We start from the raw sequence: 17,623 nt of genomic DNA, 5'->3' as shown, positions 1-17,623 counted from the left end.
CTTTTTAATTTGAATTTTCGTCGGGAAATCTTATATAATCAGGGGTTACAGGACGTGTTTCTGAATCTGGTTTCATTTCTTCATTTAGAGCCTCAATTTCTGTACTGGCAATTTTTCGAAGCAACTCCTTAAATGTGTCAAAATCTACCGAATATGACAATCCAATACCTTGTGTAAACCCGATTTCTTCCCCAATAAACTGAATATTATTCTCCCGGTTAAAAACCTTGGCCCTTAAGGTTCCGTCTTCATTTAAAAGAAAATCTATTTCCAGGTCGCCAACTATAATAGATTCGGTTACTCCACCAATAGGAACCCCTACCTGCCCATTTATAATAACTCTATCACTAATTTGAGTAGAAAGGGTAAGACCAAACCTATCTACAGTTTGTTGATCGGGCGTACGATCTCCCTGTACATAATTTACGCCTACCTGAAATTTACCATCATCCCCCGCAAAAATATCATTAACAATACTGGAAGCCCTTTCGGCAAGTGTTCCGGTAATAGCATTTTGCCTTAAGCCAAATTCACTATAAAATGCACCTTGGGTAACCAGGAATAAGGCCTGGAGCTCCTTGCTTGAACGGTCATCCATTCTATACTCTAATTCCGATCGAACTACAGAACTGGCATTAGGAAAATCGATATCGAAAGTAATATCGGGCTGCATTATTTCACCTTGTAGGTTAATAATAACCTCTACAGGAATTTTCCTGTTAATAGAAGGATTTTCTAACAATACTGCAGGGTTTGCGTTAAGGGCATAAATAGCACTTACATCTAATTGCGCCTCGGTTGGGTCACCATTCCAATTAATACTCCCCTCAGATTCTACATTGAAAACTTTTTGAACAAGTCCGGCGTATTTAAAGTTATACACTCCTTCGTAAACCACAAAGTCCCCCCACATATTAAACTTGCCATTGGTATTAATTTCCAATAATAAATTTCCGGAGCCGCGACCTTTTAAGGTACTTCCACTGGTTTGATCTACCACTACTTCAACTTCAGCATCATTGGTAATATCCAGGTCAAAAATAAGCTCAAGCCCGGTTACCTCTGGCAATTCTATAGTCTGCCCTGCTTCCCTGGCAGCCTTTTCCTCTGGACTTAAAAAGTGAATATATGAGTTATCGCCAACAGACTCTGTATCACTTAGAGGTATTTTAAAAACCGTACCACGCTCTGTGCTTGCCGTAACATCTATCACCAACTGGTCTGTAGGACCGGCAATACTGGCGTCTCCGCTAATAAAAGCAGTTCCATAGTAAAGTGCATCCTCATCACCTTCGGTATCCAGAACCAAAAGCCTATTGGTATCTATATTTAAATCCAGGTTCCATTCCTTAAAATTTTCATGTCCTATACTACCATTAAGAGTACCCGTTGTTTGGTATTTAGTGTCTTCAATCTCTACATCGTCAAAAATAAACTGCTGTTCATTTAAATTAACCTTCGCCGCATCATTAAAAGCAAGATCAACATTTAGGTAAGGAATTCGTAAACCGGCATTATCCAAACTAAGACTTCCTGAAAAATCTGGATTTTTATAATTTCCGGTAACTTTTGCATCTCCCGTGGCTACTCCCCTTATATCACTAATCACGTCACGCCCTAAAGGACTAAAAGCAGCCAGGTTTAAATCCTCTAATGTGACCCCCAGATCGATTGTGGGCTCACTTCCACTAACATCTATATTTCCAATGGCATTTAAGGATACGTGGCCATCTTTTTTTAAATTGGCATTTACGTCGTAATTAGTAAGCGTTTCATTTCCTTCTACATTTAGAACAAAATTTCCCAAAAGGTTATCATTAATATCTAAGGAATCTATTTTTAAAGCTGTATTTGGATAATAAGCCCCATCTTCCTGTAATAAATCGAGTTTACCATTTAAAGTTCCGGCAAGACGAAGGCTATCTATATGTGGCGTAAGCTTACCTATATCTACATTTTCAAATTCCATTTTGAAATCTTTATAGGTAGTATCCCGCATTTCCCCACTTAACCTAATCTCTTCGTTCTTATGACTCATTACCAAAGAATCTATTGTAATATCCTTAAATTCAAGATCAAAAACAATCTTATTACTTTTATTACCCTCTTCATTCAAGTACCAGGTATTATTTTTAAAAGTAAGGTCTGATCGTTGAATTCCTATTACCGATCTGTTATTCTCATTAATAGTATGAAAGAGATTCACATTAAAAACATCTTCATTATTTCTGCCTCCCTGGAATTCAGATCTAATAAAAAGAGTATCCCTTTGAGTTACATTAATAAAACTGAATTCTGAAAAATTATATAATCCGGTTGAAACACTATCAGCTTCAAAATAAGTATTGTAAATAGGGTTGGTATTATCTACATTTAAGTTTACCGTCTCCATCATATTTCCAAAGAGATCTATTTTAGGAGAACGAAAGTTTACTTTAAATTCAGATTCATCTGAAGCCAGGTGGCCGCGAATAAAGGTATTTGGTGCCAGGTTTATTTCCGGGTAAAAGACTTCAACAATTTTATTATAAATATCAAAATCAAATTCTAGGTATTGATTATTAGTGATGGTGCGGGGCTTATAATTGGTATAAATACTCCCCAAAGAGTTTTCAATTAAAGGCCTTATTTCAGAAAGAATAAAATCTCCTTTAATTTCACCGCTAATCACATCATGCGAATTTATACTTAAGGTTCTTTCGGGTCCTTCAAAGCTGGAAGTAATACTGAAATTATCAAAATAATAAAGATCGTTTTGATTCTGGTAGGAAGTATTAAGCAACAATATTTCACCAAAGGCATCATCTATACTTGTACCCTTCATATTCATAATAACATCTCCTTTAAAAATAGAGAGGCTATCGCGGGTAACAAAGTTTAGGGCGTTTAAATTCGCATATCCAACCGAAGCTTCAAAATCGTAATTATTGATATCTTCAGAAAGGTCTGCCAAACCATTAAACTCCATTTTTAAATTAGGGTCGTTGGCCATTAATAAACCATTAAAAACAGGGTTTCTAAGATTACCTATCACCCTAATTCCCTGGTAGGTATAATTATTAAATTGTAGTTTGGATATTTGTCCTTTTAGCTCAGCATCCAGGGTTTCGGCGTTAAAGCCAGTTCCATCTATATCCAGGTTAAAACTTGTTTTTCCAAGGTTTGCGTTATTGGCAAGTTTTCCAATATTAACCTCCTTAAAAATAAGTTTTCCTGTATAGATTACGTCTTGTGAATTATTAAATCCGCGTAAAACAACATCTGCTTCGGCCGAGCCCAGTTGTGTATTTATACGCACATCGGCATCCAAATTAGCATTAGTAACAATAGCATTACCTTGCATCCTCAAGTTGCCAAATTCACGCAAGGTTTCAGGAAGCTTCCCCCTTAAGTCCCCTGGCAGTAAATTAACCAGATCGTAATAATTCGTGGTGAAATTTGAAAAATCCCCGGTGAGCTCAAAATCTTCGCCATTCTTGGAAAAGGCACCTTGAATGTTAACATTTCCACGAAGTGTACTACGGTCCATACCGGTTAACCGAACATTGGGAAGCTGGAAGTTATTTAGTGTACCTATAAAATCGGTATCTAATTGGATCAACTGATTCTTTCCAAATTCGTTATAAAAAGCCCTTAAATCTGTACTGGAAACTACACTTTCAGTAAAAGTACCGGTTATTTGCACCTTGTTTTCAAAATCAGAAAAATCTTCAATTTTATAATTAAACTCAAGATCAGCGTTAACTAAAGACTGGGGTGTTTGAATCATAAGGTCATCAAAAACCATTTGTTTAGGGCTATATAAGAAACGCGTGCTTAGATTATCTATATTTAATCCGCGTTTTTCCTTTGCTTTTAATCTTTCAATGATTACACTAATCTCCGGACCTTTTATCTTTAAGTCTTTTGCGTAAATATTTAAACTATCAAGACTTACAAATTCAGGATTGTCACTATCTTCATTGATAAAACTATAATGAGCATCAGAAATTTCAACCCTATCCATAAACAACTGAAATGGAATAGAATCTCCAGAAGGTTTCTTACTCAGTTTTTGGATAAATTTCCCAAGATTATCCCTGTCCTCTCCTTTATATCGACGCATTTTAAGCTTTAAACCCTCCAAATAAGTATTTCCTAAATTTGGATTATTGCTAAGCAGGTTAGAAACACCGGGGAGCGAAGTGCGCAATTCTTCAGAAAAAATTAAGGTATCTTTATGATGGTCTTCAATATAAATTCCGTTAATTTTCACTTTGCCAAAATAGGTTAAGCTTACCCGGTCTATAGAAATATCAACATTGTTTTTTTCGTTGATAGATGCAGTAATACGGTTGGCTACTCCTGTTTGTACGGCAGGAATAGAGAAGATTATCAAAATAATGACAAAAAGCAAAAGCAGCGCAACCACTGTTCTAGTTAATATTTTCCAGAATTTTTTGATACGCTTTTATATTTTAACTTTGTACACAATATTAACAATTTCTATGCCCCTTATTTCTTAATGGCTTCACAAAATATTTACATATTAGGGATCGAGTCTTCCTGCGACGATACAGCAGCAGCTGTAATACATAACGGAAAAATACTATCTAACATTGTTGCTACTCAAGAAGTACACCAACAATACGGAGGCGTGGTACCGGAACTTGCTTCCAGGGCACACCAGCAAAACATAGTTCCCGTGATTCACCAGGCCATAGCCAGGGCAAATATCGGCAAAAAAGATATATCTGCAATTGCATTTACACGTGGGCCGGGACTAATGGGTTCATTACTTGTTGGAACCTCTTTCGCTAAATCTTTATCCCTGGGCTTAGGAGTTCCGCTTATTGAGGTAAACCATATGCAGGCGCATATTTTGGCACACTTTATAGAGGAAGAAAATTATAAAAAGCCAGATTTCCCTTTTCTGGCCTTAACCATAAGTGGCGGGCATACTCAAATTGTGAAAGTTTCTAATTATTTCGAGATGGAAGTAATTGGGGAAACTACAGATGATGCTGTTGGCGAAGCTTTTGATAAAAGCGCCAAAATTTTAGGGCTTCCCTATCCCGGTGGCCCCTTAATAGATAAATATGCAAAGGAAGGTAATCCAAAAGCCTTTCCTTTTCCTAATCCAAAAGTACCTGATTTAAATTTTAGTTTTAGCGGGTTTAAAACCTCGGTACTCTATTTTGTGCAGAAACAAACCAAAGAAAATCCAGATTTTATTGATGAAAATTTAAAAGATATTTGCGCTTCTATTCAGTTTTCTATTGTAAGAATTTTAATGGATAAACTTAAAAAAGCGGTAAAACAAACCGGAATCAATCAAATTGCGATTGCCGGTGGTGTTTCAGCAAATAGTGGTATTAGAAATGCCCTGGTTGAAGCCGAAAAAAAATATGGCTGGAATTGTTTTATCCCTAAGTTTGAATATACAACAGATAATGCGGCAATGATTGCCATAGCTGGCCATTATAAATATTTGAACCGGGATTTTTCCGATTTTTCCACCACGGCCCAGGCACGCTATAAATTTTAGGCTATGCAACTTTTCTACACCCCAAATATTAAAAAAAACGATAAGCAAATTGTTTTTCCAAAAGATGAAAGTCGGCATATAGCAAAAGTTTTGCGTAAAAGCGAAGGCGATATTTTAAAGGTAACTAATGGAAAAGGTTTTTTATTTACCTGTGAAATAATTGAAGCCAATCCAAAACAGTGTTTGGCAAAAATCAATAAGCTCGAAGAAGCACCTGTTAAAACTCATCACCTGCACCTGGTTGTAGCACCTACAAAAATGAATGACAGGTATGAATGGTTCCTGGAGAAAGCTACAGAAATTGGTATAGACGAAATAACGCCTATAATTTGTGATCATAGTGAAAGGAAAACTATAAAACCAGATCGTTACGAACGTGTATTACAAAGTGCGATGAAACAATCTTTGCATTATAGATTACCTGTACTTAACGAAGTGATTAGTTTTTCAGAGTATATTAATCTTGAATCTGAAGGGCAAAAATTTATTGCGCATTGTGAAGAGGATATTCCCCGTGTTTCTTTAAAAAACAAGGCTAAACCCAAAGAAAAAATCACCATACTTATTGGTCCTGAAGGCGATTTTTCCGCTAAAGAAATAAAACAGGCTCTAGAAAAACAATGGCTTCCTGTAAATTTAGGCGAAAGCCGATTAAGAACCGAGACTGCGGCTATTGTAGCCTGCCATACTATTGCACTTATTAATCAGGATTAATTTTTACAACTCATTTTTATTGATACTTTTACAGATATGTTGAGTTTTAAAAAATATACTCCAATTTTCATATTCCTTGTTTTTTTCCAATCTACAAAAGCACAGGAAATTGCAGTTTTAAAGTATAATGGAGGGGGCGACTGGTATGCTAACCCAACATCTCTCCCCAATTTAATTACATTTTCCAATAATAATGTTGGCACCGGTATAAACCCCAAACCCGTTACTGTTACTCCGGCAAGTTCAGACATCTTTCAATATCCTTTTGTACATATGACCGGGCACGGGAATGTGATTTTTAATGATGAAGAAGCCATGAATCTTAGAAATTACCTTTTAAGCGGTGGTTTTCTGCATATAGACGATAATTATGGTATGCAGCAATATCTGGAAAAAGAATTGGTGAAAATTTTTCCTGAAAAAAAACTGGAAGAGTTACCAGCAAGTCACCCAATATTTTCTAGTGCCTATAACTTTCCCGGTGGTTTACCTAAAATTCATGAGCACGATAATAAACCGCCACAGGCTTTTGGAATTTTCAATGAAGAAAGGTTAATCTTATTATTTACGGTAGAAAGTGATCTTGGTGATGGCTGGGAAAGCCAACAAGTTCATAATGATCCTGAAGAGGTGCGGTTAAAAGCATTACAAATGGGAGCAAACATTTTAAAATACGTTTTTGAAAATTAATGGAACAACTCTCTCATTTCGACGAAAAGTTTACTAAGGAAAATTTTCCTATAAGCCTGGTACTTGACAGTATTTCGGGAGAAGCAAATATTGGTAGCATCTTTAGGCTTGCCGATGCATTTAATATTGAAAAAATTATTTTTTCGGGTATTGAACCAAAGCTTAACAGTAGAAGGCTTCAAAAAACCTCCAGAAATACACACAAAACAGTACAACATGAGTTTACAGAAGATGTTCTTGGTTTTATTAAACAATCTAAGGCAAATGCTGAAATAATTTCCCTGGAAATTACTTCAGTGAGTAAACCTATAAATAGTTTTAAGTATAAAAGAGCTAAGAAAAATATTATTCTGATACTGGGAAATGAAGCTTCAGGAATAAATAATGAGCTGCTGAAAATTTCAGATAAACACCTACACATCAATATGTTTGGTCAAAACAGCAGTATGAATGTTGCCCAGGCCGCAGGAATAGCCTTATATGAAATATCGAAAACAATATCTGCATTCAGTAAGAAATAATATATTTACCACGTGAATTCAAAATCAATTACATTAGGAATTTTAAGGGCTGCGGGAATAATGGTTGGCATTATTCTTTTACTCTATTTTTTATATGAAATCCAATCGGTGCTGGTGTACATTGCCATCGCAGCGGTAATTTCGCTGGTAGGTCGCCCGGTGGTTATTTTTTTAAAACAGCGCCTAAAAATTCCAAACCGACTTTCAGTGGTTCTGGTGCTTATTCTAGTACTCGCTATTTTTGCCGGTATCATACTCGTTTTTGTACCCATTGTTATTGAGCAAAGTCAGTATTTAAGTCGTATAGACATGGAAGCTTTTAGAAGCGACCTTAACGAGCTTAACAACCAGGTAAACAATTATTTGGGCGTAGAAGAAATTAACTTAGTGGAAGGCCTTAAACAAAGTGAATTTATTAGGAACTTTGATATTAGTGCCGTTCCACGGCTTTTAAACAATGTTTTTAGCATTTTGGGGGCAACTTTAATCGCGTTGTTCTCTATACTTTTTATCTCCTTCTTTCTGCTTAAAGACAGTAAGTTAATGCTAAATAGTATACTGGTTTTTGCTAACCGCGGAGATGAGCAAAAATTTCAGCGTGTCTTCAATAAAATTAAAATCCTATTATCCAGATATTTTGTAGGGCTAACATTGCAGATTACGGTTTTATTCGTACTCTACGCTATTCTGCTTAGTGTTTTTGAAATCAACAACCCCATAGCGATCGCTTTTATTTGTGCCTTTCTAAACCTGGTTCCCTATTTAGGGCCGCTGTTTGCCGGGATTTTAATGGCTCTTTTTGTAATTTCAAGTAACCTGGGCGCAGATTTTCAATTAATTATTTTACCAAAATTGGGGTATATTATGTTAGGCTATGCTATTTGCCAGCTTATAGATAATATGATCTCACAGCCAATGATTTTTGGTGCCAGCGTAAAATCGCATCCATTAGAAATTTTTCTTATTATTTTAATAGCCGGAATTATATTTGGAATTGCCGGAATGGTAGTGGCCGTTCCTTTTTATACAGCTTTAAAAGTAATTGCTAAAGAATCTTTAAGTGAGTACAAGATCGTAAAACGACTTACTCGCGACCTTTAAACCTTTTCTTTTGAATAGAGCTTTACTAGATCCCGAAGTACAGAAGTTTTTAAGGGAAAACCTAAAAAAAACACCAGCGGAATTAGCGCTACGTAAAAGCCCTTTTCCACAAATTTCTTCTTCGGAATTGGCGCAACAACTAACAGGATTACAAAAAGCAAAGAAAAAATTGCCCAACTGGTTTAAGGAAACCAATATATTCTATCCTCCAAAGGTAAATATAGAGCAAACTTCTTCTGAAATAACTGCAAACTATAAAGCTTCGCTTTTAAATGGTGAGTGTTTAATAGATTTAACCGGCGGACTGGGAATAGACGATTTTTATTTTGCCCAAAACTTTAAAGAAGTATTTCATTGTGAAATAAACCTACAATTATCAAAAATAGCCGTACACAACCTGAAACAATTGGGCTGTAAAAACATCCACTTTAAAAACCAAAACAGCATTGATTTTCTTCAGGAAAGTAACCTGAAATTCGATGCAATCTATGCAGACCCGTCAAGACGGGACAATTATGGCGGCAAGGTGTTTAAACTGGCAGATTGTTTGCCCAACATTCCCGAGAACCTCAATCTACTCTTTAGTAAATCAGACGTAATTCTTATTAAAACCTCCCCACTACTCGATTTACAAGCAGGTATTTCAGAATTAAAATTTGTAAAAGAAATTCATATTATAGCCGTAGATAATGAAGTGAAAGAATTATTATGGCTTTTAACGAAAGAGACAACTTCTTCGCCGAAAATAAAAACTTTGAATTTCACAAAAAACAAAACAGAAGAATTTACCGGAACTTTTAATAGTACTAAAATTGGAATTAGTTATTCACAACCACAAAGCTTTCTCTATGAACCTAATGCGGCCATTATGAAAAGCGGTTTATTTGAAGAGCTTGCTGTAAAAACCCATATTTCCAAACTTCATCCCAATTCACATTTATATACTTCAGATAGGGAAATTAATTTCCCTGGAAGAAAGTTTAAAATAATTGATTTACAAAGATATACACCCTCTTCGTTAAAGAAAAAATTTAAGGATTATCAAGCCAATATTAGTCTTAGAAATTTCCCAGAAAGCGTGGCTTTACTTAGAAAAAAATTTAAAATAAAAGATGGCGGTAAAAATTATGTATTTTTCACCACCAACATAAATAACGACAAAATCGTACTGTTTTGTGAGAAGATTTAAGCTCTATCCTGAAGCCTGTCTTTCACGAATTCTACCTTAGTTTTGCCGTGAGGTGTTGGTTTACCGTCTTCATCTAAAGTAACCATAATTACCTTGTCTATAGTAATTATTGTAGAACGGGTCATTTTGTTTCTAACCTCACATTTTAATGTTAAAGAAGAAGTTCCAAATTTTAGTACTTCTATTCCTATTTCTACAATGTCGCCCTGTCTAGCTGAATTCTGAAAATTAATTTCACTCATATACTTGGTAACACATTTAGAGTTTTCTAATTGAATAATACTATATAGAGCGCATTCTTCATCTATCCATGCTAATAGTTTACCTCCAAACAAAGTACCGTTTGGGTTTAAATCTTCTGGTTTAATCCATTTTCTAGTATGAAATCTCATTTTTTTCTTTTAAAAATAGCTATTAAAAATGAGCCGGTAAAAGCTTTTTAAAGTTTTACCGGCTTCCTAATATGTACCTTGTATTTTATTGTTTTTACAAAAAATAAGGCTATAAAATTAAAAAAACTATAAGTAGTTTTTGGCGGCTTCAATAATTTCAGCGTGATCAAATGCAAGCTGAGGCAAATGATCTATATTTACCCAGGAGGCTTCTGCAGCATCATCACCGGCCTTAAGGTTTGCTTCCTCAAAAATCCTGCTCACAAAAGCTATAGAAATAGTTCTACCCCTGGGATCGCGGCCCGGCTTTCCAAAAGCTCTCACCTGCTCCATAGTGTTCACAATCACTCCTGTTTCTTCCTCCAGTTCTCGTTTTGCTGCCGTAATCAAATCTTCATTTTCATCAATAAATCCTCCGGGCAATGCCCACCGGCCTTCAAAAGGATCGTTTCTTCTTTTTATGAGTAAAACCTTAAACTTATTATTGGCGTTACAAAAAACTACGCTATCTACGGTTACTGCTACTTCTTGCTGTTTCATTTTATTTTAAAGTTTTAGGTATTTGTATATCTGTTTTAAATCTTTTATTGAATTTCTCTATAAAATATGCTGAAAGTAATGGGGAAGCTTCTTCTACATTTTGATGCACAAAAAAGTAAACATTTTGCAAGCCCTCTTTTTGCCACTCTTCCAACTTATCCACCCAATCGTCTAATCTGGTATAATCTGAGCCATGATTAGCTCCGTTGTATCTAATAAAGGCTGTAGTATTGCTTAATCGCATGTGAATAAGATCCCGCCTTCCCGCGGTATCTGTAATAATATGTGCTATATCCCGTGATTTTAGCACATCATAAAATTCGTTAGCTACTGTCTCATCTGCATACCAATTTTCGTGTCTAACTTCAGCGGAAAGAGGAATTTCTTTTGGCCAATAAGCGAAAAAACTATCCAGTCTTTCTATAAACTTTGGTGAAAAATTTTCTGGCATTTGCAAGAAAACCATTCCTAATTTCTCCTTCAACTGAAGTAGGTTTTTTATAAAATCGTCTGTTAGTTCCCTGGTTTCATTTAATCGCTTTAAATGACTAATAAGCCTGGATACTTTTGGAAAGAATTTAAAATCATCTTCAGCCTTTTCATACCATTTTTTAAATTGCTCCTCCGGGTACATTCTATAAAAAGAACCATTGAATTCTATACTATTAAACTGGGAAGAGTAATACATTAACTCATCTTTGGTACCCCTGGGATAGAAATTTTTAAGATCTTTTCTATTCCATTTAGCACAACCAATTCTTACATCTTTAAAACCTTCTTTGTCTCCTTCTTTGTTTAATGTTTTAATGGTATCTACATGGGTTTCGGGTAAATTAAAGTCTATATCCTCGGGGTTTTCTACTTTTCCAAATTTCATGCTAACACTAATATTTATTAAAATAAACGGTTTTTCTATTGATAAATTCTTTGATTCCGTGATGTGATAACTCTCTTCCATAGCCGGAAATTTTAGTACCTCCAAAGGGAAGTCTGGGATCACTTTTAACCAACTCGTTCACGAAAACGGCCCCATCTTCAAATTTGGGGACCATTTTAATGGCAAAGTTTTCATCTTCAGTAAAAATTGAAACTCCCAATCCAAAATTCGAAGAATTAACAAGCTCTATTGCTTCCTCATCATTCTTAAATTCGGTTACCGAAATTACCGGGCCAAAGGTTTCTTCATCAAAAACCGGCATACCTTTCTTTACTTCGGTTAAAATAGTAGGTTCGAAATAAGCTCCATCGCGTTTTCCTCCTAAAATGATTTTTGCCCCCTTTTTTACAGAATCTTTTACCTGGTCTTCCAGGTCTTCTGCCAGGGTTTCTTTAGCCATTACCCCTATAAAAGTTTCTTTATCCATCGGATCGCCACTTTTCAACTCGCGCACCTGTTTGGTAAATTCATCAAGAAATTCTTCGGCGATATCTTTATGCAACAATAAACGTTTTCCGGCAATACAACTCTGACCTGTATTTTGAAAACGAGCTTGTACACAGGTTTTAACACTTTTAGTTATATTGGCATCTTTAAATATCACCAGCGCATTACTACCCCCGAGTTCCAAAACCGATTTTTTGATTTCTTCTCCGGCAATAGATGCTACACTACTTCCGGCAGGACCACTTCCGGTTAAGGTTACAGCCTTTACCCTTTTATTACGAATTATATTTTCAACTTTTTTACTGCCCACTATAAGATTTTGAAAGCAATCTTTCGGAAAACCTGCTTTTTCAAATACTTTTTGAATATTTCCAGCAGAGATCATTACATTACTGGCATGTTTTAAAATGGCCACATTTCCGGCCATTAGCGCCGGTGCCGCAAATCTAAATACCTGCCAAAATGGATAATTCCAGGGCATCACTGCCAGGGCAACACCCAATGGTTCGTGAGAAACATATGATTTTTTAGCATCGGTTTTTATTGTTTCGTCTTTTAATTGTGTGGCCGCATTTTCGGCATAATATTCACAAACCCATGCGCACTTCTCTATTTCGGCAATAGCCTGGGTAATAGGTTTCCCCATTTCTTTTGTAATGGCTTGGGCATATTCCTGGGAATTGTCCTTAAGTTCTTTTGCTACTTTCATCATTAAAATACTGCGCTCTGCAAAAGAAGTCTGTTTCCAGAGATGAAATCTGGTATGGGCGTTTTGTATACAATTTTCAATTTCGGTATCACTTAATTCTTGATGTTTCGAAATTTCTTCACCTGTGTAGGGGTTTCTTGAAATTATCATTTTATAATTAAAGATTTTTAAAACTTGGTTGATTAAGGCTTTCTTTTAAATATAAAAATAAGAATAGGCTTAGACAGGCCGATTAAGACGATTTTAACGTGTACAATGTTTATAAGTAGTTTACAAGTAAATAAAGGGGCCTGACTTTTGAGGTTTAAAGTTTATTAAATTTAAGAAAACTTAGTTCTTATGATACCACGTGACCTTCAATTAGTAGCACTTAGGCCAGAAATTCCTTCGGCCAGAGTTTCAGAAAACATGAGTCTAGACGAGCAATTTCAGAATAAAACTTTACGACCTGTTATTAAACTTCAAAATGACTTGTTGTTGGAAGTTTTTAGAAATTATATAAAAAAGCATAAGAATAAATTTTATGAACTAAAACTGGAGCAACGTTTTATTTATATTGAAAACGCCATACAAAAGGATATAAAATTTAGGAATAGCTTGAAAGGTATTATTATTGGGCAATTTACTTTAGAGGAGTATGCTACTTATATAAAAAACTCTTCTGCCTTAAACAAACGAATGATGAATATTGTAAAAGAGCGCATACAAAGCAACATTCAGCTTTTAGAAGAAGAAGTAGCGTACTAGCAGTCCTATAATTATGGTAATTGCAAAACTCATTAAGGTACCTATAAGCACATATTCGGTTTGTTTTCTCGCGCTCGCATCTGTTTTATCGCTAAAGCGTAAGATAGATTTTGCTGCAATAAGAAAACCTATCGCTGAAAAATTTTGAGTTAAAATAAAGGTAAGCACTAATATCCTTTCAAAAATACCTATGTACCTTCCTGCAGCCTCCAGACTATGATTTTTGCTATTAGGTTCAAGTTCAATATGCCAGCGGCGGGTAGCTTTGCCTATTAAAAAACCTGTAGGAAATACAACCAGTAAATATGAGATAATAATCACTAAAAACTGTTGTGAAGAAAATAACTTCGCGATAAAAGGAATTAATTCTGAATAACCTCCAATAAGGTAGAGCCAAACTAATATTATGATTAAAATATGCCATAATTGATCTAAAAGAAACAGTTTTAATGTATCTTTTTTGTGTTGAAGTTTCCACAAGTCGATAAAGAAATGAGTGAAGCTAATTACAATAGGTATATACCATAACTCCCATTTTTGAAGCAATACATAGGTTAGGAAACCGGCTAAAAACGAATGAAAATATAAAAACCAGGAACTTGCTTTTTTATCTCGCTTTTGCTTTACGAGGCTAGTGGGCTGCAAAACAAAATCGGTTAAAATATGCGCCAAAAGCAATTGCAGTAAGATTAATGTAGTTTCTTCCATAATTAAAAACTATGTGCGGTTACAGTCTCAAAACGTTTTAATAAGGCCGAAATTGCTTCCCAACCACAAGCCTTTTTACGCTGGTTTACGGCCGGCTGGCTAATCTTAAGCACAGTAGCTATCTCTGTTTCTTTTAGTCCTTTTAAAAGAAAATAAACCACTTCAGCCGAAGCCTGGCTCCATTTTTCCATTATCATATCCAACAAGAACAAACTTGCTTCAAACTCGGCATTTAAGTTTTCAAGAGGTGTTTTTAATCTAATTCTCCTGGAATCGTTTTTCATGGCATCTAAGGTTCTTCCCGATAGCTGAAAAGCCTGCCCATTAGAAGCTGCTATAGAATCACCTTTGTACTCAAAATTGCCAATACCAATGGCTATTTTTACATCGGCCAAAATATTTGTAGAATTTTGATTTTTAAACTTTACTTTATTTATAAGGCTTTTTATTCTTAAAGCTATCCTTAATGAGTCTTCGTACCTTAAAACCACACCCTGAAAGCTATCACCCCGATATATTTCAAAATCAATTTCATTTTGGCCATATTCCAGCTGTAGGTTTTCAAATTCTGACTTTAGACTTTTTAAGACTTCATCTAAAAAAGAATCTGAATAACTGGAAGAATCTACTAAATCGGCTGTAATTACGGCTACCATATTTCAAATATAATAAAAAATATTAGTCTACAAACTTATAATAACTTAATATAAGCCCTAAAACTTATAATATATGATTATAAGTCTAAATACTTATAAATTAATTTTGGTTGGATATTAAACTTTTGCTAAATGTTCTTTTAGCCTTTTTAGGTTATTTAATTTTAAAATAAATCAACAAAAAAAAGATATGGTAAGTAATAAAAAAGAACTCTATTTTAACTGTTTGGATATTGTAAATAAGCAAATAGAAAGGTATCAAAAGGAAATGGATCTTATTAAAGAATCTATGGAAGCCAATGATGTTAAAACAGATTATGATGAAGATAATAAAGGGGAATTACTTAGCGACTTCGAAAAAAATGCCAGGCGTTTAAGTAATGCCAGGGAAATGAAAGAAAGTTTAAGCCGTATAGACCCCGAGCTTTACAGCGAGAAAATTAGTTTTGGTAGTGTTATTGAAACTAGCGGGAACTATTATTTTATTTCGGTTCCTATTGGTGAAATTTCTATGGAAGATGGGAGTAGTGTATATGCAATATCTACAGAAGCTCCAATCTACCAGGAAATGGAAGGTAAAAAACAAGGCGACACTTTTAAGTTTAACGGTAATGAAGTAAAAATTACCGCGGTAGGCTAATTGCCTATTCCGGATATTCTACCCTAAGGTGAAAAATATTCTTAAGCTTACGTTTAAGGATTTTTTTCACCACTTGTATTTCCTTAAAAGTTATATTGGCATTTAAGAATTGTTCTTCTTTCATTTGTTTACTGATAATCTTTTCCACAAAATTATCTATTACTCCGGCAGTTGGTTCCTTTAAACTTTTACTGGCGGCCTCTACACTATCACACATCATTAATATCGCGGTTTCCTTACTAAAAGGAATTGGCCCGGGATACCTAAAATCTTCTGCCACCGCATTTTCATTTTGTTCTTTCTCTTTCATATAAAAGAAGTAAACAGTAGTAGTGCCGTGGTGGGTTCTTATAAAATCTATTACCCGATCTGGAAGATTATGTTTTTTAGCTATCTCAATACCATTAATTACGTGGTCTGTAATAATTTGGGCACTCTCTTTAGGCGCCAATTCGTCATGCGAATTTACTGCCGAAGTTTGGTTCTCAGAAAAATAAGTGGGGTTTTTCATTTTGCCAATATCATGATAAAGCGCACCTACCCTTACTAACATAGCATTGGCGTTAATCTCATTGGCGGCGGCTTCAGCCAGGTTGGCCACATTCAAAGAGTGATGAAAAGTTCCGGGTGCTTTTTCTGAAAGCTCTTTTAATAATTTTGAATTGGTATCTGAAAGTTCTAATAAAGACATATCTGAGACCATTCCAAATATTTTTTCATAGATATAAATTAGCGGCTGTACAAATAGCGTGGCAAGACCTCCAAGTAAAAAAGTTAGTAAAACTTCTGCCTCTACATCGGCAATATTTCCTTCCTGTATAACCGTAAAAGCAAAGTATGAAATAATATAAACCAAGGTAATTTGCCCAACCGATATAAAAAGATTTGCCCTTTTGTATAGTTCAGAAACAGTGAGAATAGTTACAATTCCCGCAATAATTTGCAAAAACATATATTCGTAACTATTAGGAACTATAAAACCAAGTAATAACACCGTAATCACATGAGTAAACATTCCTAAACGGGCGTCAAAAAAAGCTTTTAGAGTAAGTGGTAAAATACATAATGGCACTACATAAACATAATCTATATTAAAATTCACCACTATTGTGGTAAGCAATACCATAAAGAGAATATTGAAAAAGATAAATGTAACCTTCACATTATTCTCAAAAATATCCTGCCGATATTTTCTAATAAATAATAATAACATTAAGAGCGCCAGGGCCACTAAAACACTATAGCCAACTAGAATCCATTTGTAATTACTTTCACTCCAAACCTGCGATTCATATTCATTTTTAAGCGATCTTAAAATATTATATTTATTGCCTTCTACCACTTCTCCCCTTGCTATTACCCTGCTGCCCTGCTCGATATTACCACGGGTATAAGAAATATTATCTAGTTTACTTTGTAATTCTTTTTGAGTAAATTCACTATCAAAACTTACGTTAGGCTCTATTAAACTAAAAAACACCTCCAGTAATTCGTTCTCAAAATTTAAAAGGTTGGAGTCATTTATTTTGGTGTTTAAAAAACTGCGAACCTGATCTTGTTTAAGGATATTTTTATAGGGAATTTCAAATGCCTCATTCCCTTTTCTTAAATATACCAACTGGTTATCTTCTACCCGGTTATTAGTTTGCAACAAACCGTATTCATACACTTCTTCAAGCGTAGTTCTAACAAAATCTACAACTTGTATCTCCCTGTTATTTAGTAAGCTATCAGAGAACACTTCATAGACTACTTCAGGTGTTTTTACTGTAGCTTCTTTGGGAATTTTCTGATTAAATTGAAAATATGGTGTGTGGTTATTTCTTATTTGTTGTCTTTCCTGCTTAATCTCTTCTTCCGACTTTAAAATGGCAAAATCGAAAGGCGCGTAAAGATTTTCATACTGCCATGGCTTCCCTTTAGGGATTTCATATTTAAAATTTCCTCCTTTTGGAAGCAGGTAAACAATGAGCACTGCAGTAAGCGCAAATAAAAATACCTTGTAAAATAGTGCCTGGTTCTTATACAGGTTATTTACGAATTTCTTCATATAAATCGTGCTACTGCTCAAATGTACTAAAAAATAGCGGCCAAAGAAGCACTCT

The 17,623-nt window shown here is 34.9% G+C and carries 16 protein-coding genes; 8 read left to right on the top strand and 8 right to left on the bottom strand.

Annotated elements, in window-relative coordinates:
* Nucleotides 1-4 precede the first annotated feature (4 nt).
* Nucleotides 5-4,378: a translocation/assembly module TamB domain-containing protein gene (locus I6U49_RS00220; RefSeq protein WP_232804599.1), complete on the bottom strand. Its 4,374-nt coding sequence runs from the start codon at nt 4,376-4,378 to the stop codon at nt 5-7.
* A gap of 126 nt (nt 4,379-4,504) precedes the next feature.
* Here I6U49_RS00220 and tsaD point away from each other — a divergent pair, with 126 nt between their 5' ends.
* Genes tsaD through I6U49_RS00190 form a run of 6 tightly spaced genes read left to right on the top strand, consistent with a single transcriptional unit; the run spans nt 4,505 to nt 9,742 of the window.
* A complete protein-coding gene (gene tsaD / locus I6U49_RS00215; protein WP_193709501.1) occupies nt 4,505-5,527 on the top strand; it encodes a tRNA (adenosine(37)-N6)-threonylcarbamoyltransferase complex transferase subunit TsaD in 1,023 nt (340 codons plus the stop codon).
* A 3-nt stretch (nt 5,528-5,530) separates the two neighbouring features.
* The gene (locus I6U49_RS00210) at nt 5,531-6,241 is read left to right on the top strand and encodes a 16S rRNA (uracil(1498)-N(3))-methyltransferase (RefSeq protein ID WP_198627130.1); all 711 of its coding nucleotides are present in this window, start codon (nt 5,531-5,533) and stop codon (nt 6,239-6,241) included.
* Between the two features lie 36 nt (nt 6,242-6,277).
* The gene (locus I6U49_RS00205; RefSeq protein ID WP_198627129.1) at nt 6,278-6,931 is read left to right on the top strand and encodes a DUF4159 domain-containing protein; all 654 of its coding nucleotides are present in this window, start codon (nt 6,278-6,280) and stop codon (nt 6,929-6,931) included.
* On the top strand, nt 6,931-7,452 hold the full coding sequence (locus I6U49_RS00200) for a TrmH family RNA methyltransferase (RefSeq protein WP_193709498.1): 522 nt from the start codon (nt 6,931-6,933) through the stop codon (nt 7,450-7,452). Before I6U49_RS00205 ends, I6U49_RS00200 begins: the two co-directional genes overlap by 1 nt.
* 12 nt (nt 7,453-7,464) lie before the next feature.
* Complete coding sequence (locus I6U49_RS00195) at nt 7,465-8,553, top strand: AI-2E family transporter (protein WP_193709497.1); 1,089 nt, start codon at nt 7,465-7,467, stop codon at nt 8,551-8,553.
* Between the two features lie 10 nt (nt 8,554-8,563).
* Entirely contained in the window at nt 8,564-9,742 is a 1,179-nt protein-coding gene (locus I6U49_RS00190) for a class I SAM-dependent methyltransferase (protein ID WP_198627128.1), read from the top strand.
* Here I6U49_RS00190 and I6U49_RS00185 read toward each other — a convergent pair.
* The 4 genes from I6U49_RS00185 to I6U49_RS00170 form a co-directional block, all read right to left on the bottom strand.
* Nucleotides 9,739-10,134: an acyl-CoA thioesterase gene (locus tag I6U49_RS00185; RefSeq protein WP_193709495.1), complete on the bottom strand. Its 396-nt coding sequence runs from the start codon at nt 10,132-10,134 to the stop codon at nt 9,739-9,741. The two genes, I6U49_RS00190 and I6U49_RS00185, sit on opposite strands and share 4 nt — an antisense overlap.
* A gap of 126 nt (nt 10,135-10,260) precedes the next feature.
* Nucleotides 10,261-10,674, bottom strand: coding sequence for an NUDIX domain-containing protein (locus I6U49_RS00180; protein WP_198627127.1), 414 nt, complete (start codon nt 10,672-10,674; stop codon nt 10,261-10,263).
* A gap of 1 nt (nt 10,675) precedes the next feature.
* Entirely contained in the window at nt 10,676-11,551 is an 876-nt protein-coding gene (locus tag I6U49_RS00175) for a DUF72 domain-containing protein (RefSeq protein ID WP_198627126.1), read from the bottom strand.
* A 7-nt stretch (nt 11,552-11,558) separates the two neighbouring features.
* On the bottom strand, nt 11,559-12,917 hold the full coding sequence (locus tag I6U49_RS00170) for an NAD-dependent succinate-semialdehyde dehydrogenase (protein WP_198627125.1): 1,359 nt from the start codon (nt 12,915-12,917) through the stop codon (nt 11,559-11,561).
* A 189-nt stretch (nt 12,918-13,106) separates the two neighbouring features.
* Here I6U49_RS00170 and I6U49_RS00165 point away from each other — a divergent pair, with 189 nt between their 5' ends.
* On the top strand, nt 13,107-13,514 hold the full coding sequence (locus I6U49_RS00165; protein ID WP_198627124.1) for a glyoxalase: 408 nt from the start codon (nt 13,107-13,109) through the stop codon (nt 13,512-13,514).
* Here the strand turns inward: I6U49_RS00165 and I6U49_RS00160 are convergent.
* Nucleotides 13,491-14,222, bottom strand: coding sequence for a DUF3307 domain-containing protein (locus tag I6U49_RS00160; protein WP_198627123.1), 732 nt, complete (start codon nt 14,220-14,222; stop codon nt 13,491-13,493). The genes I6U49_RS00165 and I6U49_RS00160 overlap by 24 nt on opposite strands.
* A 2-nt stretch (nt 14,223-14,224) precedes the next feature.
* A complete protein-coding gene (locus I6U49_RS00155) occupies nt 14,225-14,878 on the bottom strand; it encodes a hypothetical protein (protein WP_193709489.1) in 654 nt (217 codons plus the stop codon).
* Between the two features lie 190 nt (nt 14,879-15,068).
* Here I6U49_RS00155 and I6U49_RS00150 point away from each other — a divergent pair, with 190 nt between their 5' ends.
* Nucleotides 15,069-15,518 (top strand): transcription elongation factor, encoded by a 450-nt coding sequence (locus tag I6U49_RS00150; protein WP_193709488.1) that lies wholly within the window; start codon nt 15,069-15,071, stop codon nt 15,516-15,518.
* Nucleotides 15,519-15,522: 4 nt separating this feature from the next.
* On the opposite strand, the gene I6U49_RS00145 is transcribed toward I6U49_RS00150, so the two are convergent.
* A complete protein-coding gene (locus I6U49_RS00145) occupies nt 15,523-17,568 on the bottom strand; it encodes an HD family phosphohydrolase (RefSeq protein WP_193709487.1) in 2,046 nt (681 codons plus the stop codon).
* Nucleotides 17,569-17,623: the final 55 nt, after the last annotated feature.

The sequence above is a fragment of the Salegentibacter maritimus genome (assembly GCF_016236915.1).
Taxonomy (GTDB): Bacteria; Bacteroidota; Bacteroidia; order Flavobacteriales; family Flavobacteriaceae; genus Salegentibacter; species Salegentibacter maritimus.
Note: the sequence above shows the minus strand (reverse complement) of the source record. Positions and strands in the feature narration are given on the sequence as shown.